Here is a 21802-nt window from a genome sequence, read left to right on the forward strand (position 1 = left end):
CGCCGGGCACCCCATCATCACTTCTCGGTAGACCGGGCCGGGCGGTCCGGTGCCGCCCCACGACCCCGGAGGATCCCCGCGATGCCACTGTCCACCGCCACCGACGGCTTCCGGCTGGCCTACGACCGCCACGGCGAGCCCGGTGCGCCGCCGGTCCTGCTGCTGCACGGCTGGCCGGGCGACCGGACGGACATGGCCGCCGTCGCCGCACGGCTGGCCCCGGCGCACGACGTGGTCGTCCCCGACCTTCGCGGGTTCGGCGCGTCCGAGAAGCACGACCGCGACCCGGCCGAGCAGTACTCGGCGGCCGCGCAGGCACGCTCGCTGACCGCGCTGCTGGACGAGCTGGACCTGTCCGGGGTGGTCGTCGCGGGCTACGACGTTGGCAGCCGCGTCGGCCAGCAGATCGCCGCGGACCGGCCCGACCTGCTGCGCGCGCTCGTCGTCACCCCGCCGGCGCCCGGTGTCGGCAGGCGGATCCTGGGCGAGGACCCGGTGCGCGAGTTCTGGTACCAGTCCTTCCACCAGCTCGACCTGGCCCGCGAGCTCGTCGACGGCGACACCCGTGCCGCCCGCGCGTACCTGCGCCACTTCTGGTCGCACTGGTCCGGGCCCGGGTTCACCCCCGACGACGAGCGCCTCGACCACCTCGCCGCCGTCTACGGGGCGCCGGGCGCGTTCGTCGCGTCGATCAACTGGTACCGCTCCGGCGGTGGCGCGGTCGCCCGCTCGCTGGCCGAGACCGCGCCCGAACCGGCCGACCGGGTCACCGTCCCGACGGCGTTCCTGTGGCCCGAGCACGACCCGCTGTTCCCACGCGACTGGTCCGACCGGCTCCCGGAGTTCTTCACCGAGGTGACCGTCACCGCCGTCGACGGCGTCGGGCACTTCGTCCCGGTCGAGGCGCCGCAGGTGTTCGCCGACGCGGTGGCCGCGGCGGCCGCGCCGCCGCGGACGGTGCACTGATGGGGACCCCGCGGGTGCGCGACGACGGCCCCGTCCGGACCGTCACCCTGGACCGCCCCGACGCCGCGAACGCCCTGCACCTCGTCGACGTCGACGCGGTCGCCGCGGCCGTCACCGACCTCCCGGACCGGGTGCGGGTCATCGTGGTCACCGGGGCCGGGGACCGGGCCTTCGGCGCCGGGATGCACCTCGACGCCTTCCGCGACGCCGACCCCGGCGACGGTCGCGCGATCATCACCCGGCTCGCGGCCTGCCTGCGTGCGGTGCGCACCGCGCCGGTCCCGACCATCGCCCGGCTGAACGGCGCCTGCCTGGGTGCCGCGTTCGAGCTGGCCATGGCCTGCGACCTGCGCGTCGCCCACACCGGGGTGCGGGTGGGGCTGCCCGAGGTGCGCCTCGGGATCCCCTCGGTGGTCGACGCGGCGCTGCTGCCCCGCTACGTCGGCGCCGCGCTCGCCCAGGAGATGGTCCTGACCGGCAGCGTGCACCGGGTCGACGAACCCGGGACGGCCCCGCTGGTGAACCGGCTCGTCGACTCCCCCGCCGGGCTCGACGCCGCCGTCGACGAGCTCGTCGCGGCCCTGCTCGCCCCGACCCGCGAGGTCCTGGCGGCGCAGAAGGAGCTGCTCGAGACCTGGCGCGAGCAGGGCATCACCGGATCGGTGGAGGCCAGCGTCGACACCTTCGCGGAGGTGTTCGCGCTGCCCGCGACCCGCGCCGCGATCGCGCGGTACCGGCCGTAGGGTCGCCGCCATGGCCGTCACGACCAAGATCGCCGACCTGACCGGGCCCGGGCACACCGACCGGTTCGGGATCGGCGGCACCGACCTCGGCATCCTCGCCACCGCGCCGGACGGGCGCCTGGTCGCCGTCTTCGGCGACACCTTCGAGCGGGCCGGCGTCGGCGGGCCCGGCTGGCGCTCCCCGGTCGTGCTGTTCGCCGACCCGGACGGGTTCCGGACCGGCCTGCGCTGGACCGGCTCCGGTGGCGACACCGCGGACTACGCCTGCCGGCTCGTCAGCAAGCCGGCGACGAACTGGTTCCGGCTGCACCGCCGCGTCACCACGATCCTGCCCGCCGACGTCATCACCGTCGGCGACACGATGTACCTGCACGTCATGGCCAACAAGGGCCTCGGCAACGTGCTGTGGAGCGAGATCATCGCCTCCCGCGACAACGGCGTCACCTGGGAGCGCACCGGCTGCGACTGGCCCGGCGACCACCACGACGGCCTGTTCCAGCAGCTGACCTGGTGCGACGGCGGCGACGGGTACGTCTACGCCTACACCACCGGCTTCCAGCGCCGCGACGGTCTGCTGCTGCACCGGGTGCCCGCCGACCGGATCACCGACCGCGACGCGTGGGAGCCGTGGGGCTTCGCCGGGGAGCGCTGGGACTGGGGCAACCCGCCGACGCTGACGCTTCCGGGTGCCTTCGGCGAGCTCAACCTGCGCCGGGTCCCGGGCCCGGACGGGCGCGAGCACCTGCTGCTCACCGTCTTCGACGCCGGGAACTACCGGATCGACACGCTGCTGCTCGATCGGCCGAACGCCGACCTGCACCGTGCCCCGCGGACCACCGTGCTCACCGGCTGCGGCTGGGACGACGAGGACCACGCCACCGGCCGCGTCGCGCAGCTCTACGGCGGCTACGTCGTCCCCGGCTCGACGCTCGACGACCTGCACCTCGTCGTCAGCCAGTGGAACACCACCACCCACTGGCCGTACCGCGCGATGCAGTTCCGGACGGACGTCACGGAGCTGCTGCGGACGGAGCAGTCCGAGGTCCGGTCGTCATGAGAAGTGGGTAACGGGGAGCTGGTCCTGCAGGCCCGCCTCGACGACGTCGACGCTCCCGCCGCCGTCCGGCGGCTGCGCCGGGTCGTGCCGCGGCTGCTGACCGGGTTCCCCGGTGTCGTCGTCGCGGCCGCCCCCGGGCCCGCGCTCCGGCCGAGGAGGCCGTGGCGATGCCCCGGGGTCAGCCGGGTTCCTGCCCGCCGGGCGGCAGGAGGCTGAGGTACCAGCGGCCCGCCTCCTCGGTGACCGACAGCGTCACCAGCACCGGACCCGAGCGGATCTCGACCCGGTCCGCTCCGGTGGGCAGCACGACGGGTGACCCGGCCGCCTGCAGGCGTTCGACGTAGTCGTCGGCGAAACCCCGGTCCGGGGCGTCGAGCAGCAGCTCGTGCAGCCGAGCACCGCCGTCGGGGCTCCGCAGCGCAGCGCCGGCACGGTCGTAGAGCGCAGCGGGGTCGTCGGCGCCGCGCTCGCCCGCCGCCGCGATCAACGCGACCGTCCCGACGATCCACACCCCGACGAACGCGACGGCGATCCACCCCAGCAGGGTGCGGGTGCGCGCAGGACGTCTCATCAGGGCGACAACTGTGTCATACCGGACACCCGCACACCGGACACCGTCGGCCGCCGCACACCGGTCGCCGTTCACCGGGTCGTGCCGATGCTCACCCGAACCCCGCGGGTACCCCCGCTCGTAGATCCGGGTGGAGGCGGTCGACGGTGGCCCGATGGTGGCGACCCGTGCTGCTGGTGACGCTGGTGATCGCGGGCTCCGCGGTCCTGCTGGTCACCGGCTGGCCGACGGTCGAGGGCGTCCGTGCGACGACGGCGGCCGCGGGCTGGGCGGCGCCGGTCCTGTTCACGCTGCTGTTCGTCGGGTTCACCCTGGTCCCGGCGCCCGCGACCGTGATGGGCATCGCCGCCGGCGTCCTGTTCGGCCTGCCCGTCGGCCTGGCGACGACGATGACCGCGGTCGCCGCCGGCTCGCTGATCGGCTTCGTGCTGTCGCGGACGCTGGGCCGCGAGGTCGTCGCCGGGATCGGCAGCGCCCGCATCCGCCGTCTCGACGCACGGCTGCGCCGGGGCGGGCTGTGGGCCGTCGCCGGGGGCAGGCTGCTGCCGGTGATCCCGTTCCCGGTGCTCAGCTACGCCTGCGGGCTGACCGCGATCCGGCTGCGCGACTACCTCGCCGGGTCCGTGCTGGGCGTGCTGCCCTCGGCCGTGGCGTTCGTGACCATCGGCGCCTACGGCGGGGACCCGGGCTCGGTGCCGTTCCTCGTCGCGGTCGCCGGGCTGGTGGTGCTGACCGTCGCGGCGCTGGTGGCGTCCCGGACACGGCGGCGGGCCGGGAGGACGGCCGGGCGGACGGCGCCGGCACCGGTGCCGCCGGCCCCGGTGGCCTGACCCGCCACGGCCGGCCGGCCGGTCCTCACGCGGGCGGTGTGCCCGCCGTCGCGGCGTCTCGCTCGGGACGGCCCGGCAGCACCAGGTTCAGCAGCACTGCCACCACCGCCGTCACGACGACGCCGGACTCCAGCAGCGGGCGCCACTGCCCGGGCACCAGCGCCAGCAGGTTCGGCACCGACGCCAGGCCGCGCCCGAGCCCGACCGACAGCGCGACGACCACCAGGGCACGCTGGTCGAGGCCGCGCTCGGTGAGCATCTGGATCCCGATGGCGCACACCATTCCGAACAGCAGCACGACCCCGCCCCCGAGCACCGCGGGCGGCGTCGCCCCGATCACCGCCGCGGCCTTGGGCAGCAGCGCCATCGCGACGAGGACCCCGGCCGCGATCGTCACCACGTGCCTGCTCATCTGGCGGGTGAGCGCGATGAGCCCGATGTTCTGGCTGAACATGGTGGTGGGCAGCGCGGAGAAGACCGCGCCGAGCAGCGCGCTGCCGCCCTCGGCTAGGATCCCGCCGCGCAGCTCCCGGGTGGTGGCGGGGCGCCGGGCCCCGGCCTGGGTGACGGCGTTGACGGTCCCCACGGAGTCGACCATGTTGACCACGCCGACGACGGCCACGGTCAGGATCGCGACCACGTCGAAGCTCAGCCCGAACGCGAACGGCGTCGGGAACGCCACCCAGCCCGCGGGCCCGACCCCGGCCAGGTCCACCATGCCCAGCGCCAGCGCGACGAGGTAGCCCACGACCAGCGAGATCAGCACCGCCGCCGTGCCGAGCAGCCCGCGCCCCCACCGGTTGAGCACGACGGCGAGGACGAGCACGAACGCGGCCAGCCCCAGGTTCGCCGCGGCGCCGAAGGTCGGCGAGCCCGCCCCGCCCGCGGCGAGGGTGAACGCCGACGGCAGCAGACCGAGCCCGATCACCAGGATGATCGTGCCGGTGACCAGGGGCGGGAACAGCCAGGCGATCCGGTGGATGTTCAGCGCGATCACCACCTGGACGACCGCGGTGACCAGCACCGCGCCCCATACCGCGGCGAGCCCTCGCTCGGCGGCCAGCGGCACCGCGACCGAGATGAACACGAACCCCGAGCCCATCATGATCGGCAGCCGGCCGCCGACGATGGAGAACCCGATGGTCTGCAGCAGCGTCGCGAGGCCGGCGCACAGCAGCGCCCCCTGGATGAGCAGGGTCCGCTGGGCCGGTGTCGCCTCCACCGCGGCGGCCAGCAGGAACGCCGGGGTCAGGTTGCTGGCGAACATGGCCAGCACGTGCTGCAGCCCGAGCGGGACGGCCTCGCGCAGCGGCGGCATCGTCTCGATGTCACTGCGGTCCGGCGTGGGCGCGGGTCGGGGTGCGGTGGTCGCCATCGCTCCTCCTCGGTCGGATGCGACGACGGTGCCCCGTCCGGATGACACCCGTGTGACGCGCCGTTACAGCTGTTTCGTCCGGTTCGGGGGACGCCGGCCTCGCCCGGCGGCGCTCAGGTGCCGATCGCCCCGGACAGGGTCGCGGCGAAGGCCCGGACGTCGTCGAGCAGCAGGTCCGGGGCCTGCAGCGCGGCGAAGTGCCCGCCGCGGTCGTGCTCGGTCCAGCGCACCACCCGGTGCGAGCGCTCCACGAACGGCCGCACGGCGTGGTCGCCGAGCAGGTTCAGCACCGCGGTCGGCACCCCCGACGGCGGGCGGGTCTCCCGGAACGCCGTGGGCGCGATCTCCCGGTACAGGCGCATCGCGGACCCGGCGGTGCGGGTGAACCAGAAGCTCGCGACGTCGGCGAGGTAGGCGTCCGGGTCCACGGGGGTCTGCCGGGTCGTGTCCGGGTCGTAGTCGACGAACCACTCGAGGTGCCAGGCCAGCAGCCCGACCGGGGAGTCGGTCATCGCGTAGCCGAGCGTGGACGGGCGGGTGCTCTGGATCGCGGCGTAGCCGCTGCGCCCGGGCCAGGTCTCGCCGAGCTCGGCGACACGGGCCCGCTCGGCGTCGGTCAGGCCGGCGAGCGGGTCGGCCGCCGACGGGTCGGGGGACGCGCCGACCAGCGCGTTGAGGTGCACCCCGAGCACCCGGCCGGGATCCCGGCGGGCGATCTCGGGCGCGATCATCGAGCCGTAGTCGCCGCCCTGGGCCAGGAAGCGGTCGTGGCCCAGGGCCGACATGAGGTCGGTGAGGCAGCGGGCGTGCCGGTCGACGTCCCAGCCGAGGTCGCGGGTCGGACCGGAGAACCCGAACCCGGGCAGTGACGGGGCGACGACGTGGAACGCCGGGAGCGTCGCGTCCCCGGGTTCGGTGAGCGGCCCCAGCAGCCCGAGGAACTCCGCCGGGGTGGACGGCCAGCCGTGCACCAGCAGCAGCGGGACGGCATCGGGCCGCGTCGAACGGCGGTACAGCGCGTGCACCCCGGCGTGGTCGGGGGTGTCGACGACGACGGAGTCCGCGGCCAGCCGCTCCTCCACGGCCCGCCAGTCGAAGCGGTGCCGCCAGCGGTCGGCGAGCTCACGCAGGTGACCGGGCGGGACGCCGTAGGACCACCCCGCGCCGGACGGCACGTCCGGCCAGCGGGTGTCGTCGAGGCGGGCGTGCAGACGGTCGATCTCCGCCTGCGGGACGGGGAACGGGTTCGGTGCCAGCGGTGCCGTCGGTGCCATAGGTGCCATGGCGCCGACCGTGGCACCGAACCCGGACTCCTCCGGTCCGCGTGCCGCGGTCAGGCCGAGACGACGGTCCCGACGTGCTCCCCGGCGAGGGCCTTCGTCACGGTCCCGGCGACGGTGCCGTTGACGATCTGCACCGACCGGACGTGCCGGGCGCGCTGCAGCGTGCGCAGGGCCTCCCGGTCGATCGGCAGGGGCCGGGCGGGATCGGCGAGCAGGTCGGCCGCGGTCGCCGTGCGCAGCACGGTGCCCCCGTCGAGGCCCCCGTCGAGCACGCCGTCGACGTCGCGGACGTAGGTCAGCGACGCGGCACCCCAGGCGTCGGCCAGCAGCAGCGCGCCGGTGTCGGTGCGGTGCGGCGGGATCTTCCCCGCCGCCGCGGGCAGCTCGTGCACGCCGTAGGGCGGGTAGCCGTTGGTGACGGCGGCGTTGGACGCGGCCAGGTGCACCGGGAGCTGGTGGGCGACCGTGTCGTGCCCGAGGTAGGCGACGCCCTGCTCGGCGAGCAGCGCGGCGACCAGATGCCCGTTCTGCTCGGCCTCACGACCGGCGATCTCGGCGAGCGCACCGGTCGGCAGGCCCAGGTCGAGGCCGACGCCGAGCGCGTGCCGGGCGCGGATCCCGGCGCCGGTGGCGATCAGCAGCGGGTCCCCGGAGATCGCGGCGCGCAGCTCCTCGACGATCGGCAGCAGCACGTCGCGGCCGCGGTCGATGATCGAGCGGCCGCCGAGCACGACGACGCGCAGGCGGGGCAGCATCCGGATGACCGGCTGCTGCTGGTCGACGGGGCGGACCTGCTCGCGGTCGAGCAGGGTCTGGCGGGCCAGCGGGGACTCGACGTCCTTGGGGTGGGTGGTGCTCATCGGGCGTCTCCCGCGGTGATGATCGTGCCCACGTGCTCGCCGGCGAGCGCGCGGGTGAGGTTGCCGGGCTTGAGACCGTTGACGATCTGGATCGAGCGGACGTGCGTCGCGTGCCGCATGAGCTCCAGCACCGGGCGCTCGACGATCAGGTCGGGGAGGTCCCGCTCGATCAGCTCGTCGACGGTGATCTCCGGGATCAGCGTCGCCGACGGGTCGTTCTTCGGGTTAGCGGTGTAGAGGCCGTCCTCGTCCTTGACGAAGATCATGTTCTTGCAGCCGTAGGTCTCGGCGACCAGGTAGCAGCCCGCGTCGGTGCGGTAGGGCGGGATCACGCCCTCGTCGGGCAGGGGCTGCCACATCGCGTACGGCGGCATGCCCGCGAAGATCGCCGCCCGGACCTCGGACAACGACAGGGGCAGCGCGTCGAACCCGCCCCCGGCGACGACCGGCACCCCGTGCCGGGCCATCAGGTAGCCGAGCATGGTGGCGTTCTGCCCGGCGACGGCGCTGCCGACCGAGCTGAGCACACCGGTGGGCAGGCCGAGCTCGGCGGCCAGGGAGTACGCGTGCCGGGCGCGGGTGCCGCCGCCGGTGCCGATCAGCAGCCGGTGCGTCGACCGGGCCTCCAGCAGCTCCTCGACCAGCGGGAACACCGCCTCACGGCCACGGTCGATGAAGCTCTGTCCACCGACCTTGACCACCGACACGTCGGGTAGGACCCGGGTGTCGGACGTCCGCTCGGTGGCCGCGGCGAGCTCCGGGTCATCGAGCGACCGGGTCAGCAGCAGCGACTCGAGCTCGGCCGCGCTCGCGGCGTGCGTCATCGCATCTCCTCGTGTTCGGGTGCGCGCACCCGGACGGGCCGCGCGGTCGAGGCGAACCTAGCGACTCCGGGCAGCGTCGTGCCGCCGACGCCACGGGCGCCATCGGCCGGGCTGCGGTACCGGACCCGGGCGGCGCTCCGTCGGCGCGGCCGGTCGCGCTCGACCGGCCCGCATCCGCTGGTCACGACGCCGTCCGGGTGATCCCTGCCACTGGCCGGAGCCCGCTCCGCAGCTCCGGCCCACTCCGCGCTCCGCCCCCGCACCCACGGCACACCCCCGCTACGCGCGGCGTCGCACGGCTTCCGGCCCCGCCGCTCGCATCCCGACGCCGGGCACGAGCGGACGGGGGCGATACGGTCGGACGGGTGCAGGGCAGCGCGCCAGCACTGCGGCACGGCGGCACTGCGGCACGGCGCCTCAGACGCGCAGGCGGAACGTCCCGGTGGGCGCGTCGAAGGCCAGTTCGTCGGTGTCGAACGCCGCCCCCACCGCACCGGAGGCGGCCAGCTCGCCGGGCGTCCCCGTGCGCAGCGCGCCGGGCGTCCCCGTGCGCAGCGCGCCGGCGCCGTCGAGCAGCCAGGCCCGGTCCGCCAGGCGCAGCGCCGGTTCCAGGTCGTGGGTGGACAGCAGCACCGCGAGGTCCTGCTCCCGCGCGAGCCGGCGCAGCGTCCCGAGCAGCGCGACCCGGGAGGAGACGTCGAGGAACGCGCTCGGCTCGTCGAGCAGCAGCAGCGACGGCTGCTGGGCCAGTGCGCGGGCGACCATCATCCGCTGCCGCTCGCCGTCGGACATCCGGGCCAACGGACGTCCGGCCAGGGGGCCGGCGCGGACCGCGTCGATCGCGGCGTCGACGGCGGCCTCGTCCCCCGCGGTGAGCACACCGGCGGCGCCGGTGTGCGGCAACCGCCCCAGCTCGACGACGTCGCGGCCGGTCAGCTGCCCGGGGTCCGGCCGGTCGGTCAGCACCACACCGACCCGGCGGGCCCGTTCGGGCGGCCGCAGCGCCAGCAGGTCGGTGCCGTCGAGGGTCACCGCGCCGCCCAGCGCGGGCTGCAGCCCGGCGAGCGTCCGCAGCAGCGTCGACTTGCCCGTGCCGTTCGCCCCGAGCAGCACGGTCAGCTCGCCCCGCGCGGCGACGGCGTCCACCCGGGACAGCACCGGGCACACCCGGGCCCGGCGCAGCGCCCCGCCCTGCGCGTACCCGGCGACGAGCCCGGTCAGCACCAGCCCGGCGTTCACCAGGCCGCGCCCAGGCGTCGGGAGCGCAGCAGCACCGCGATCACCACCGGTGCCCCGACCAGCGAGGTCACCACGTTAAGCGGGATCACCGTGCCGACCCCCGGCGGGTTCGCGACGACCGCACACGCCAGCCCGACCAGCGCACCGGTCAGCGCGGTGGCCGGGACGAGCACCCGGTGCCGCGAGGTGCCGACCGCCAACCGGGCCAGGTGCGGCACGGCGATGCCGAGGAACCCGATCGGCCCGCAGAACGCGGTGACCGTCCCGGCGAGCACCGCGGCGACCCCCAGCACTGCCAGCCGCACCCGGGCGACGTCGACGCCTGCGGTGCGGGCGTAGTCGTCGCCGAGCAGCAGTCCGTCCAGCGGCTTGGCCAGCACGAGGACCCCCACCAGCCCGGCCGCGACGATCCCACCGAGGATCGGCAGCTCGCCGCGGCCGACGCCGGACACCGAGCCGAGGCCCCACATCAGGTACTGCTGCGCGGTGCGCGGGTCGGTCCAGACCAGCAGCAGGCTGACCACCGAGGTGACCGCCGACCCCAGCATCACGCCGATCACCAGCAGCGCGGTCACCGACCGGGCGAACCGCGACAGCGCCAGCACCAGCGCGAGCACGGCGGCGGCACCGACCGCCGCGGCCGCGACCGTGGTGAACCGTCCCCCGACGACCGGTGTTGCCCCCAGCCCGCCGGTGGCGAACGCCGCGGCCCCCGCAGCCGCCCCGAGGGTGGTCACCAGCGCGACGCCGAGCCCGGCGCCCGCGCTGACCCCGAGCACGTAGGGCTCGGCCAGCGGGTTGCGGAACAGGGTCTGGGTGAGCAGCCCCGCGGTGCCCAGCCCGACACCGACGGCCGTCGCGGTCACCGCCCGCGGCACCCGCAGGTCGGTGACGAGCAGGTCGAGCCGGGCGTCGGGGGTGCCGGTGCCGAACAGCGCCGACAGCGTCCGGTCGAGCCCGATCACCACCGAACCGGTCGACACGGCGAGGGCGAACAGCACGACGACCCCGGCCGCGAGCAGCACCAGGACCAGCGGTGCGCGGCGTCCCGAGCGCTGCCCGGCCCGGTCCGAGACCCGGCTCGCCGCGGCGGGCGACGCCGGTGCGGCCGGCCTCATCCGGCGGGCACCTGCCGGTAGTAGGTGAAGGCGTGGCCCGGCAGGACCTCTGGGTGCAGGATCGCGACGAGGTCGGCGAGGATCTCGTCCTGGTGCAGCGCGCAGCGCTCGTAGAGGGGGTTGCCGCCGTCGGGGGTGGTGGCCCTGTCGCGGGTCCACAGCTGCCCGCCGGGGCGGACCGCGGCGAGCGAGGACAGCCGCGGGTCGACCGCGGCGACGTCGGCGGTCGTGGCGAACGGGCCGTCGGCGAGCCAGATGCGGGCGTCGCCGTCGTCGGCCAGCACCCGCTCCAGCGATTGCGCCTGGGTGCCGGTGCCCGGCATCCCGGCACCCAGCCAGGTGGCACCGGCGTCGCGGAAGAGAATGCCGGCGGTCGACTCGGCGGCCGGGACGTTCCAGGTGCCCTGGTAGGGCTGACCGGCGACGATCGGGGTCGGGGGCAGGCCGCGCACGCGACCGGCGAGATCGGCGTAGCGGCCCGCGATGCCGTCGAAGATCTCCGCGGCGCGGGCGTCCTGACCGGTCAGCGCCCCCGCGACCTTGATCCACTCGGCCTGGCCGAGCGGGCCGGTCTCCAGGTAGTCCGCCCAGCCGACCACCGGGCTCCCGGCCGCGGACAGTGCCGGGAACGCCGCGTCGTCGGTCCCGGCCGAGAGCACGACCGGCGGCGCGGCGGCCACGACCGCCTCGGCGTCGATCGTCGAGTTCGGCGCGAAGTCGACGGCGGCCCCGGAGGCGACGCGGGCACGCACGGCCGGGTCGGTGACCAGCGCGGCCCCGCCGACGCCGGTGATCCGGTCGAGCCCACCCAGCTCGGTGATCATCGGCAGCTGGGTGGTCGAGCCGGCGAAGATCCCGCTCACCGGGGTGTGCACGACCGGGGCCCCGGCGAGTGCTGCGGGCAGCGCCGGGTCGCCCTGCCCGCAGCCGACGAGCACCACCGACTGCGGCTGCCCACCCGGGAAGGGCGTGCGGACGGTCAGGACCCGGTAGCCGTCGCCGCCGGTGATCGTGACATTGGTGGCGTGGGTGAAGGCGACCGTGTCGTCCGGGGCGGACGCGGCGCCCGGCACGCAGTCCTGCGCCGCGGCGCCGGCCCCACCGGGGGCGGGCGGTGCCGTGGCGGGCGCGGAGCACCCTGCGACGACGGCCAGTGCGAGCAGGGCCGCGAGGACCCATCGATGACGCGTCACCTGAACAGTCTCACATATGTGGATCAGGCCCCGACGAAGGCGGAGAGCCCGTCCAGGAGCCGGTCGACGTCGTCGTCGGCGGTGTAGCAGGCCAGCCCGATCCGCAGGGAGCCGGTGTCCCCCAGGCCGAGCCGCCGCGAGCACTCCAGCGCGTAGAACGACGAGGCCGGCGCCGCGATCCGCCGCTGCGCCAGGTACCGGTAGGCCTCGACGGGGTCGCGGTCGTCGAAGGTCACCAGCAGGGTCGGGGTCCGCCGGGCCGCCCGGGACCGCACCGTGACCCCGGGCAGCGCGGCCAGGTGGGTCTCGATGCGCTCACGCAGCGGGCGCTCGTGCTCCTCGACCGCCGCCATCGACGCCAGCAGGCGCGCCCGGCGGTCCCCGGCCGCCGACGGGTCCAGCGCGGCGAGGAACTCGACGGCCGCGGTGGTGCCGGCGAGCAGCTCGTAGGGCAGGGTGCCGAGCTCGAACCGCTCGGGCACCGCGTCGCTGGACGGCGCCAGCTTCGCCGGGCGCAGCGTCTCCAGCAACGCCGGGTCGGCGGCGAGCACCCCGCAGTGCGGGCCGAGGAACTTGTAGGGCGAGCAGGCGTAGAGGTCGGCGCCGACCGCGGCGAGGTCGATCGGTGCGTGCGCGGTCAGGTGCACGCCGTCGACCATGAACAGCGCCCCGGCGGCGTGCACGGCGGCGGCGATCGCGGGCAGGTCGGGGCGGGTCCCGACCAGGTTCGACGCACCCGTCACCGCGACGAGCCGGGTGCGGTCGGACAGCAGCGGCGTCACGTCGTCGAGCTCGGTGGTGGCGGGGTCGAAGTCCAGCCACCGCACCGTCGCCCCGGCGGCCTGCGCGGCGATCACCCAGGGGCGGATGTTCGCGTCGTGGTCGAGGCGGGTCACGACGATCTCGTCGCCCGGCGACCAGGTCGCGGCCAGCGTCCGGGCGAGGTCGAAGGTCAACGCGGTCATGCTGCGCCCGAACACGATCCCGCGCGGGTCGGCGCCGAGCAGGTCGGCCATCGCGGCGCGGGCGCCGACCACGATCGCGTCGGCGGCGCGCTCACCGCTGGTGACCGTGCCGCGGTTGGCCAGCGGGGAGGTCATGGCGGCCGCGACCGCCCCCGCGACCGAGTCCGGGACCTGGGAGCCGCCCGGCCCGTCGAAGTGGGCGATCCCGGCGCGCAGGGCGGGGAAACGGCTGCGGACGGCGGCGACGTCGTAGCTCATGACCGCACCCTGTCACGCCGGCGCCCGGCCCACGCCCGGACAACGAACACATGTCATCGGGGTGTCGTACCGCCCGTGTGGGTGACACGCGGGCCATGATTCCTCCCATGTCGAGGTCCTGGGAGCACTCGCGCGGGCGCCACGCCCCACGTCGACGGCGACGCTCGGTGCACCGTCGCGCCTGGGCGGTGCTCGCGACCTCGCTGGTCGCACTGGTGGTCCTCGTCGCGGGCGGGACCGCCGCGATGGCGGGCGGGCGGATCGGTGACGCCGTCGGCGGCGGCGTCGACTCGCTGGCCCGCAACCTCGCCGGCGCCGTCGACCGCCTCCGGCCGGCCCCGGCCGTGCCCCCCGCACCCCCGGTCCCCGAGGTCCTCACCAGTGTCCCGGCCGGTAACGCACCGGTCGCTCCGCGCGGCCCGGTCCGCACCGAGGTCAGCACCGGGACCCTCGAGGGCGTCGCGCTCACCGCCGACTCCGACGACGGACCGGTCACCGTCGCGGGCACCCTGTCCCCCGACGGCCGCAGCTGGACCGCCACGGAGCCGCTGGACTTCGCGACCACCTAACCACTGGTCGGGCAGCTGGGTGCTGGGCCCGCAGGACCGTCGCCCGGTCCCCGCGGCCCCGTTCACCACCGTCGACCCGGACGACACCGTCGACGCCACCATGAACATCCGCGACGGCGGCGAGGTCGGCATCGGCGCCCCGGTCGTGCTCGCCTTCGGCGAGAAGCTCCCCGACGCCGCGAAAGCCACCGTCGAGCGGGCGCTGAGCGTCACCACGTCGCGGCCGGTCGAGGGCGCCTGGGCGTGGCTGCCCGACACCGCCGAGGGCTCGCGGGTGCACTACCGACCGAAGTCCTACTGGCCCGCGCACACCCGGGTCCAGGTGCGGGGCGCGCTGCGTGGACTCGACCTCGGCGACGGCACCTTCATGACGAAGGACCTGGACCGGACGTTCACCGTGGGGCGCAGCCAGGTCGTGAAGGCCGACACCCGCAGCCACGCGATCGTCGTCGTCCGCGACGGGAAGGAGATCGCCCGCTACGACGCGTCCTACGGCCTGGAGTCCGACCCCCGCCGGGTGACGCGCTCGGGGATCCACGTCGTCATGGCCAAGTCGCAGAAGGTGCTGATGAGCAACCCCGACTACGGCTACGTCGACGAGCCCCAGTTCTGGGCGGTCCGGATCTCCAACAACGGCGAGTTCATCCACGCCAACCCCGCCTCGTCGTGGGCGCAGGGCAGCCGCAACGTCAGCCACGGTTGCATCAACCTGTCCACCCGCGACGCCAAGGAGTTCTTCGCGAGCACGACCTTCGGCGACCCGGTCGAGGTGACCGGCAGCTCGCAGCCGCTGACCGCCCGCGACGGCGACCTGTACGACTGGACGATCCCCTGGGACGAGTGGCGCTCGCTCAGCGCCCTGTCCTGACCCCGCTGTCCCGAGCCGCTACCGGATCCGGCGATCCTGCCCGGCCCACGCCTCGTCGCGCAGGACGAACTTCTGGATCTTCCCGGTCGAGGTCTTCGGCAGCTCGCCGAAGGTGACCCGCTTCGGTGCCTTGAACCGCGCCAGCCGCCCCCGCACGTGCTCGACGATCTCGTCCTCGGTGGCGCTCTCGCCCTCGCGCAGTGTCACCCAGGCGGCCGGGACCTCGCCCCACCGCTCGTCGGGGACGGCGATCACCGCGACCTCCAGCACGGCCGGGTGGTCGGCGATGGCCTGCTCCACCTCGACGCTGGCGATGTTCTCCCCGCCGGAGATGATCACGTCCTTGGAGCGGTCCCGGAGCTCGACGTAGCCGTCGGGGTGCATGACGCCGAGGTCGCCGGTCCGGAACCAGCCGTCCGGTGCGGCGTCGCGGGTGGCCTGGTCGTCATCGAGGTAGCCGAGCATGACGTTGTTGCCGCGCAACGCGATCTGGCCGGTCGTCGCCCCGTCGCGCGGGACGTCGGCACCGTCGTCGTCGATCACCCGGACGGCACAGGCGATCATGTTCCCGACGCCCTGGCGGGCCTTCATCCGGGCCTGCGCGTCGGCGTCGAGGTCGCTCCACTCCGGACGCCAGTCGCAGATCATCGCGGGGCCGAAGGTCTCGGTGAGCCCGTAGAGGTGGGTCACCTCGAACCCGAGCTCGGCCATCCGGCGCAGGATCGCCGGGCTCGGCGGCGCTCCCCCGGTCGCGACGGCCACCGGCGTCTCCACCGGCCCGGCCTCCGGCGCGTAGGCGATCATCGACAGCACGGTGGGGGCGCCGTTGAGGTGGGTGACGCCCTGCTCGCGCACGAGCTCCCAGATCCGGGACGGCTCGACCTTCGGCAGGCAGACGTGGGTGGCGGCGGCCGCGGTGACCGCCCACGGGAAGCACCAGCCGTTGCAGTGGAACATCGGCAGCGTCCACAGGTGCACCGACGACGCGGTCAGCCCGGTGTGCCCGACCATGGCCAGCGCCTGCAGGTAGGCGCCCCGGTGGTGGTACATCACGCCCTTCGGGTTCCCGGTCGTCCCGGACGTGTAGTTGATCGACAGCAGGCCGCGCTCGTCGGCGGGACGCACCGCGGTGGGCTCGCCGTCGGCGACGAGGCGCTCGTAGTCCGGGCCGACCCGCACGGTGTGCGGCGGGGTGTCGAGGCGGGCGAGCACCTCCGCGACGAGCTCGTCGAACACCGGGTCGGCCACCAGCACCGAGGCGCGCGAGTGCTCCAGGATGTAGGCGACCTCGCCCGCCGACAGCCGGGTGTTGACCGCGACCAGCGCCGTCCCCGACCACGGCACCGCGTGCGCCGCCTCCAGCCCGACGTGGGTGTTCGGCACGAGGACCGCGACCGGGCGCCCGTCGTGCAGCGCGGCGAGCGAGCCCGCCAGGCGCCGGCAGCGGTCGCGGAACTCGGTGTAGGTGAACCGCAGGTCGCCGTCGACGACCGCGACCCGGTCGCCGTGCGCCGCCGCGGCCCGGTCGAGGAACGCCGTGGGGGTCAGCGGCTCGAACGACAGGTCCGCCAGATCGGCCGGGACACCCGCCGGGTGCGTGGGGACGGGAGCCTCGTCGGTCATCCCCCGAGCCTCCCCCGGCGACGCGGACGCGCGCAATGTCGCCGCCCCGCGACCCTCCGTCGCGCGAGCCCCCTCCGCCGCCGCGTCGGTGATCGCCCGCCCGATCCCCCGCCGCCCGTCAGCCCCACCTGCACGCTCACCGTCCGCCTGGCCCGCCTCCCGCGGTGCCCACCGTGCGCGCTGCTCCACCGACCCCTCGCTGCTCCACCGGGCGCGCGCCGATCCGTCGGGCGCACTGTGATCCGCTGGCGCACGGTGATCTCCCAGCCGCACGGTGATCCGCTGGCCGCGCGGTGATCCGCTGGCCGCGCGGTGATCCGTCGTCCGCGCGCGTCCGGACACACGCGCGGAGCGGATCAGCGCGCGAACTGTCGATCACCGACGCGTCACCGAATCTGTGCCTCGGCCCGCCGTGCCGGAGTCGACGCGCCGTGCCCGAGCCCACGCGTCGCTCCACCGGGCACGGCTATCCGCCGTGCGCGTGCTGATCCACCGCCGCGCGGTGGTCCACCGGGCGCGCGGTGATCCGCCGGGCGCGCGGTGATCCGCCGGGCGCGCGGTGATGCGCCGCCCGCGCGCGTCCGAACACACGCGCGGACTGTCGATCACCGGGGTGCCGCCGGGACTCCCCCCGCCCCGTCGTCCTGGGTCGCCGGAACTCCCCCGTCGTCGCGGGCTGTATTACGTTCGCCGTGGAAACGAAGCTCGTCGGGAGGCGGACGCGATGGCGTGGGACTTCAGTACCGACCCGGAGTTCGAGGAGAAGCTGAAGTGGATGCGCGGCTTCGTCCGCGACGAGATCATCCCGTTGGAGACCCTCGACCTGGACCGGGAGACCTTCGCCCGGATCACCGCGCCGCTCAAGGAGCAGGTCCGCGAGCAGGGTCTGTGGGCGGCGCACCTGCCCCCGGAGCTCGGCGGCGGCGGGTTCGGTCAGGTCTCCCTCGGGCTGATGCACGAGATCCTCGGTCAGTGCCGCTACGCGCCGGGGGTGTTCGGCAACCAGGCGCCCGACTCGGGCAACGCCGAGCTGCTCGCGATCGGCGGATCGCCGGAGCAGAAGGAACGCTGGATGCACCCGTTGCTGCGTGGTGAGCTGCGGTCCTGCTTCTCGATGACCGAGCCCGGCGCCGGCGCGGACCCGACGATGCTGTCCACCCGGGCCGTGCGCGACGGCGACGACTACGTCATCAACGGCCACAAGTGGTTCTCCTCGAACGCCACCGGCGCGGACTTCCTGATCGCGATGGTGGTGACCGACCCGGACGCACCGCCGTACCAGCGGGCCTCGATGATCATCGTCCCGACCGACACCCCCGGGCTCGACGTGGCCCGCGACATCCCGGTGATGGACCACCCAGAGGTCGGCGGCGAGATCTACGGCGGCCACGCCGAGGTCTTCTACCGCGACGTCCGGGTGCCGGCGACGAACCTCGTCGGCAACCCCGGCGACGGGTTCAGGCTCGCCCAGCAGCGGCTCGGCCCGGGCCGCATCCACCACGCCATGCGCTGGCTCGGCCAGTCCCGGCGGGCGTTCGACATGATGTGCGAGCGCGCGGTGTCACGGACGGCGAGCGGCACGCGGCTGGCCGACAAGCAGATGGTCCAGGACATGGTCGCGCAGTCGGCGGCGGACATGGCCGCGGCCCGGCTGCTGACCCTGCACGCGGCCTGGACGATGGACCAGGTCGGGGCCTCGAACGCCCGGATCGAGATCGGGATGATCAAGTACTGGGGCGCGAAGGTGCTGCACGACGTGATCGACCGCGCGATCCAGGTGCACGGTTCGCTCGGCTTCTCCGGGGACCTGCCGATGGAGCAGATGTACCGCGCGGCCCGCGCCGCGCGGATCTACGACGGTCCCGACGAGGTCCACAAGGAGTCCGTCGCGCGGCGCATCCTGCGCGGCTACACCCCGGTCGAGGTCCCCACCGAGCACGTCCCGACCCGCACCGAGGCCGCGCAACGCAAGTTCGCCGAGTACCTGGACACGGCGACGGCGAACGCCTGACCGCGTCAGGCCGGTGCGGACCTCGGCTCCGGCGAGGCTGCGAGGTCGGCGCGGTAGTCCGCGACCAGCGCGTTCATCGCGCTGAGGAAGCGGGCCGCCGCGTCGAGCTCGTCGTCGTCGAAGCCGGCGAGCAGGGCGTCCATCCGGGCGCCGAGCGGGCCGAAGAACGCCCCGCCGACCTCCGCGGCGTTCTCGGCCTGGCGCAGGGTCACCCGCCGCCGGTCGGCGGACTCGCGGCTGCGGCGCACGTGGCCCGCGCGTTCCAGGCGGTCGACGAGCGCGGTCGTCGCACCGGTGGACAGGCCGAGCCGGGCACCGAGGACACCCGGGGTGAGCGGTTCACCCGCGGAGTCCGCGCGCATCACCGCGAGCAGCGCGTGGAGGTCCGTGGGATGCAGCCCGTGCCGCCCGGCGAACTCCTGGCCGAGCAGCTCGGACTCGCCCGCGTAGTCCTGCAGCAGCGCGACCAGGTCCTCGCGTCGCGTCCGGGCAGGCATGCCGACGAGCCTAGTCGCCGTCAGCGGGCCCGTGCCGGGCGCAGGGTCAGCGCCCCGTCCACCGCGGCGGGCGCTTCTCCAGGAACGCCGCGATCCCCTCCGTCTAGTCGGCCGAGCGCAGGATCGCCGCGGTGGCGACCTCGGTGGCGCTCCAGCCGCGCTCGTCCGGCTCGGACACCACGCGTTCCAGGGCGCGCAGCGACACCGACACCGCGAGCGGCGAGTTCTCGCAGACCGTCGCGGCGAGCTCCAGCGCCGCGGTCTCGGCCCGCCCCGGCTCGACGAGCTCGTTGACCAGGCCCAGGGTGTACGCACGGTCGGCGTCCAGCGGGCGCCCGGTCACCAGCAGCTGCTTGGCGACGTTGAGCGGCAGCGGCCGCGGCGCGCGGAACAGCGCACCGCAGTTCGCGACCAGGCCGCGGGCAACCTCGGGCAGGCCGAACCGCGCCGTCGTCGACGCGACGACCATGTCGCAGGCCAGCACGATCTCGAACCCGCCGCCGTAGGCGACGCCCTCGACCGCGGCGATCAGGGGGCGCCGCCGGTCCCGCCGGACGACGCCGTAGTTGCCGCCGCGCGGGGTGGGGCCGCCGGCCCCGGCGGCCAGGTCGGTGCCCGCGCTGAACGCCGTCGGGTCCCCGGCGAGCACGCCGCACCACAGGTCCGGGTCGTCGTCGAGGGTGTTGAGCGCCTCGTCGAGGCCGGCCGTCATCGCCGCGTCGACGGCGTTGCGCTTGTCGGGCCGCGTCATCCGGATCAGGAGCACGTGCCCGTGCCGCTCGGTGCTCACCCTGGTCCCCGCCATGCCGTCGGTCACGATCGTGACTGTAGGTGGGAACCGCGCCCGGGGCGTTCGTAGTCTGGTGATCGTGTCCCGCAGCAAGCGCCTCCCCACCGCGGCCGTCCTGTCCGTCCCGCTCGCCCTGACCGGCGCCCTGGCCGCGCTCGGGCTGCACGTGCGCCGGAACATGGGGGCCCGCCCGGGCGAGCTGCGCCGGATCGCCTCCGCCTCCCCGAACGCCGTCGACGGGCTGTTCGCCAACACCGAGCCCGGGCTGCCCCGGGCCAAGGCCTCGGCCCGGATGATCCTGAACATGCTGGTCGGCCGCCGCTCCGCGGGCGGCGCGACGGCGACGGTGCCGCTCGCGCCGCTGCGGACCCCCGCCGAGCCCGCCGGGCTGGCGGTGACCTGGCTGGGCCACGCCGGGGTGCTGCTGGAGATCGACGGCCGGCGGGCGCTGGTGGACCCGGTCTGGTCTGAGTACGCCTCCCCCGTGCCGCGCTTCGGGCCGCGCCGCCTGCACCCGCCGGTCGCGCCGCTGTCCGAGCTCGGCTCCCCGGACCTCGTGGTGCTCAGCCACGACCACTACGACCACCTCGACCGTCCGACGGTCACCGCGCTGGCCCGCGACACCTCCGCGGTGTTCGTCGGGCCGCTCGGGGTGGGCGCGCACCTGCGTTCCTGGGGCATCCCCGGGCACCGGGTCGTCGAGCGCGACTGGGAGGGCGTGGTGACCGTGGCGGGGCTGGAGCTGACCTGCCTGGAGACCCGGCACTTCTCCGGGCGCGGGCTGCGCCGCAACACCACGCTGTGGGCGGCCTGGAAGGTCGCCGGACCGCGGCACACCGCCTACCTGGGCGGGGACACCGGCGCCACCCGGGCGCACGCGCGCACCGGGGCCGCGCACGGCCCGTTCGACCTGACGGTGCTGCCGATCGGCGCCTACTCCGACCTGTGGCCCGACATCCACGCCGACCCGGAGCAGGCGGTCGCCGCGCACCGCGAGCTCGGCGGCCGGGTCCTGCTGCCGATCCACTGGGCGACGTTCACGCTCGGCTTCCACCCCTGGGACGAGCCCGCCGAGCGGGCCCGCAAGGCCGCCGCCGACCAGGACGTGGTCCTGGCCCTGCCGCGCCCGGGCCAGCGCATCGACCTGACCGGCGTCACGACCGTCGACGACGCCCGCGCCGCGGTTCCCACCGAACCGTGGTGGCCGACCGCACGCTGATTCGCGTCACCGTCACCGCTGACCCTTTCCGCCCATTCCCGTCACCCGGACGCCGTATCCCCTCCCCGGAAACGCCGGCACCGGACCATTTCCGGGGAGGGGTTCGACAGGTCGGTTCGGCATCCCTTGAGGCTTATTCAGGCTCCGTCAGGTAAGTGTGTAGAAGATGAGTCCGATGACTGCCGAGATTGTCGTTTTAAATGTGGCGTAGGGCCGCCGGTAGTCTGCGTGGAGAACTTTCCACGTTTTGATATGGGCGATGACTCGTTCGATGGTGGCGCATGTGTGGTTGAGGCTCTTGTTGAATGTTTTTTGCCAGTCGAGAAGTTCCCGGCCGGGTGGTTTTTTGAACGGGGTGAGCATGCCGCGCCCGATGTATCCTTTATCGCCGATCGGGGGGTATGTGGCGAGGTGGTCGAGGGCGCCGGATCGGTCGAGGCAATATAGGTCGTGTCGGGAGCCTGGGGTCGGGTCGGAGATCCACGACAGCTGCCCTTCCAGGGTGGCTGCGACCTGGACGACGACGCCGGTGGTGCGATGCTTGCCCGACCACAGACCCGGCACCGCGGCCCATGACCAGCAGGGCAGCAAGGTTCCATCGATGATGTACTGCCGATCGGCACGAAGCTCCTCTGCCGTCGGAACGACACTCCGCAGCGCCTGTGCCAGCAACGGTGTCACCCCCGTGATCGCTCGACTAACCGTCGACTGCGACACCCCATAGGTTTCCGCCAACTCCCACTGCACACGATTCCCGCGCAGATACGCCAACGTGATCACCACCGACCAGAACAACCCCAGAACCGGCGGCCAAGACAAACGTGCCTCCGTCGCGTCCCGCTGATCCTGCTCATACACTATAGCGACAAGATCCTGAATTTCATCACGCCGGAAACCAGTGGTATAGTACATACTGCGGCAGCCCGTTCATCTCGGATTGATT

The 21802-nt window shown here is 74.6% G+C and carries 22 protein-coding genes; 9 read left to right on the top strand and 13 right to left on the bottom strand.

Features of this window, described 5'->3' with window-relative positions:
* The first annotated feature begins 81 nt into the window (after positions 1-81).
* Genes KPL59_RS29115 through KPL59_RS29130 form a run of 4 tightly spaced genes read left to right on the top strand, consistent with a single transcriptional unit; the run spans position 82 to position 2982 of the window.
* On the top strand, positions 82-966 hold the full coding sequence (locus KPL59_RS29115; protein ID WP_226350818.1) for an alpha/beta fold hydrolase: 885 nt from the start codon (positions 82-84) through the stop codon (positions 964-966).
* Positions 966-1709: an enoyl-CoA hydratase/isomerase family protein gene (locus tag KPL59_RS29120; protein WP_226350817.1), complete on the top strand. Its 744-nt coding sequence runs from the start codon at positions 966-968 to the stop codon at positions 1707-1709. The genes KPL59_RS29115 and KPL59_RS29120 overlap by 1 nt, the downstream gene beginning before the upstream one ends.
* A 10-nt stretch (positions 1710-1719) precedes the next feature.
* Positions 1720-2766, top strand: a complete 1047-nt coding sequence (locus KPL59_RS29125) for a DUF4185 domain-containing protein (protein ID WP_226350816.1) — start codon at positions 1720-1722, stop codon at positions 2764-2766.
* A 3-nt stretch (positions 2767-2769) separates the two neighbouring features.
* Positions 2770-2982 carry a hypothetical protein gene (locus tag KPL59_RS29130; RefSeq protein WP_226350815.1) on the top strand — a complete coding sequence of 71 codons (213 nt, stop codon included), beginning with the start codon at positions 2770-2772 and terminating at the stop codon, positions 2980-2982.
* Here the strand turns inward: KPL59_RS29130 and KPL59_RS29135 are convergent.
* Entirely contained in the window at positions 2945-3337 is a 393-nt protein-coding gene (locus KPL59_RS29135; RefSeq protein ID WP_020625936.1) for a hypothetical protein, read from the bottom strand. The two genes, KPL59_RS29130 and KPL59_RS29135, sit on opposite strands and share 38 nt — an antisense overlap.
* Positions 3338-3504: 167 nt before the next feature.
* On the opposite strand from KPL59_RS29135, the gene KPL59_RS29140 reads away from it, so the two are divergent.
* Entirely contained in the window at positions 3505-4167 is a 663-nt protein-coding gene (locus KPL59_RS29140; RefSeq protein WP_226362673.1) for a TVP38/TMEM64 family protein, read from the top strand.
* Positions 4168-4192: 25 nt separating this feature from the next.
* Here the strand turns inward: KPL59_RS29140 and KPL59_RS29145 are convergent, their stop codons facing one another.
* The 8 genes from KPL59_RS29145 to KPL59_RS29180 form a co-directional block, all read right to left on the bottom strand.
* Positions 4193-5542 carry a uracil-xanthine permease family protein gene (locus KPL59_RS29145; protein ID WP_226350812.1) on the bottom strand — a complete coding sequence of 450 codons (1350 nt, stop codon included), beginning with the start codon at positions 5540-5542 and terminating at the stop codon, positions 4193-4195.
* 113 nt (positions 5543-5655) lie between these two features.
* Positions 5656-6816, bottom strand: coding sequence for an epoxide hydrolase family protein (locus KPL59_RS29150; protein WP_226362674.1), 1161 nt, complete (start codon positions 6814-6816; stop codon positions 5656-5658).
* Positions 6817-6875: 59 nt separating this feature from the next.
* On the bottom strand, positions 6876-7685 hold the full coding sequence (locus KPL59_RS29155) for a molybdenum storage protein subunit alpha (protein WP_226362675.1): 810 nt from the start codon (positions 7683-7685) through the stop codon (positions 6876-6878).
* Positions 7682-8509, bottom strand: coding sequence for a uridine monophosphate kinase (locus tag KPL59_RS29160; protein ID WP_020625931.1), 828 nt, complete (start codon positions 8507-8509; stop codon positions 7682-7684). Before KPL59_RS29160 ends, KPL59_RS29155 begins: the two co-directional genes overlap by 4 nt.
* A gap of 417 nt (positions 8510-8926) precedes the next feature.
* On the bottom strand, positions 8927-9748 hold the full coding sequence (locus KPL59_RS29165) for an ABC transporter ATP-binding protein (protein WP_226362676.1): 822 nt from the start codon (positions 9746-9748) through the stop codon (positions 8927-8929).
* Positions 9745-10866: an iron ABC transporter permease gene (locus KPL59_RS29170; RefSeq protein WP_226350808.1), complete on the bottom strand. Its 1122-nt coding sequence runs from the start codon at positions 10864-10866 to the stop codon at positions 9745-9747. Before KPL59_RS29170 ends, KPL59_RS29165 begins: the two co-directional genes overlap by 4 nt.
* The gene (locus KPL59_RS29175) at positions 10863-12059 is read right to left on the bottom strand and encodes an ABC transporter substrate-binding protein (RefSeq protein ID WP_226362677.1); all 1197 of its coding nucleotides are present in this window, start codon (positions 12057-12059) and stop codon (positions 10863-10865) included. Before KPL59_RS29175 ends, KPL59_RS29170 begins: the two co-directional genes overlap by 4 nt.
* Positions 12060-12082: 23 nt before the next feature.
* Positions 12083-13282, bottom strand: a complete 1200-nt coding sequence (locus tag KPL59_RS29180) for a cysteine desulfurase-like protein (RefSeq protein ID WP_226350806.1) — start codon at positions 13280-13282, stop codon at positions 12083-12085.
* A gap of 107 nt (positions 13283-13389) precedes the next feature.
* Here KPL59_RS29180 and KPL59_RS36105 point away from each other — a divergent pair, with 107 nt between their 5' ends.
* Positions 13390-13851, top strand: a complete 462-nt coding sequence (locus tag KPL59_RS36105) for an Ig-like domain-containing protein (RefSeq protein ID WP_255677803.1) — start codon at positions 13390-13392, stop codon at positions 13849-13851.
* Between the two features lie 19 nt (positions 13852-13870).
* A complete protein-coding gene (locus KPL59_RS36110; RefSeq protein ID WP_308187973.1) occupies positions 13871-14719 on the top strand; it encodes a L,D-transpeptidase in 849 nt (282 codons plus the stop codon).
* 18 nt (positions 14720-14737) lie between these two features.
* Here KPL59_RS36110 and KPL59_RS29195 read toward each other — a convergent pair whose 3' ends face one another.
* Positions 14738-16342, bottom strand: coding sequence for an AMP-binding protein (locus KPL59_RS29195; protein WP_226362678.1), 1605 nt, complete (start codon positions 16340-16342; stop codon positions 14738-14740).
* Positions 16343-17066: 724 nt separating this feature from the next.
* On the opposite strand from KPL59_RS29195, the gene KPL59_RS29200 reads away from it, so the two are divergent.
* Entirely contained in the window at positions 17067-18353 is a 1287-nt protein-coding gene (locus KPL59_RS29200) for an acyl-CoA dehydrogenase family protein (protein ID WP_226362679.1), read from the top strand.
* 5 nt (positions 18354-18358) lie between these two features.
* Here the strand turns inward: KPL59_RS29200 and KPL59_RS29205 are convergent, their stop codons facing one another.
* Both KPL59_RS29205 and KPL59_RS29210 read right to left on the bottom strand, forming a co-directional pair.
* On the bottom strand, positions 18359-18850 hold the full coding sequence (locus tag KPL59_RS29205) for a MarR family winged helix-turn-helix transcriptional regulator (protein WP_020626843.1): 492 nt from the start codon (positions 18848-18850) through the stop codon (positions 18359-18361).
* Between the two features lie 103 nt (positions 18851-18953).
* On the bottom strand, positions 18954-19667 hold the full coding sequence (locus KPL59_RS29210) for an enoyl-CoA hydratase-related protein (RefSeq protein WP_226362680.1): 714 nt from the start codon (positions 19665-19667) through the stop codon (positions 18954-18956).
* A 52-nt stretch (positions 19668-19719) separates the two neighbouring features.
* Here KPL59_RS29210 and KPL59_RS29215 point away from each other — a divergent pair, with 52 nt between their 5' ends.
* Entirely contained in the window at positions 19720-20859 is a 1140-nt protein-coding gene (locus tag KPL59_RS29215) for an MBL fold metallo-hydrolase (protein ID WP_226362681.1), read from the top strand.
* Between the two features lie 147 nt (positions 20860-21006).
* On the opposite strand, the gene KPL59_RS29220 is transcribed toward KPL59_RS29215, so the two are convergent.
* Positions 21007-21771, bottom strand: coding sequence for a transposase (locus tag KPL59_RS29220; protein WP_226362682.1), 765 nt, complete (start codon positions 21769-21771; stop codon positions 21007-21009).
* Positions 21772-21802: the final 31 nt, after the last annotated feature.

The organism is Pseudonocardia sp. ICBG1142, assembly GCF_020496255.1.
Classification (GTDB): Bacteria; Actinomycetota; Actinomycetes; order Mycobacteriales; family Pseudonocardiaceae; genus Pseudonocardia.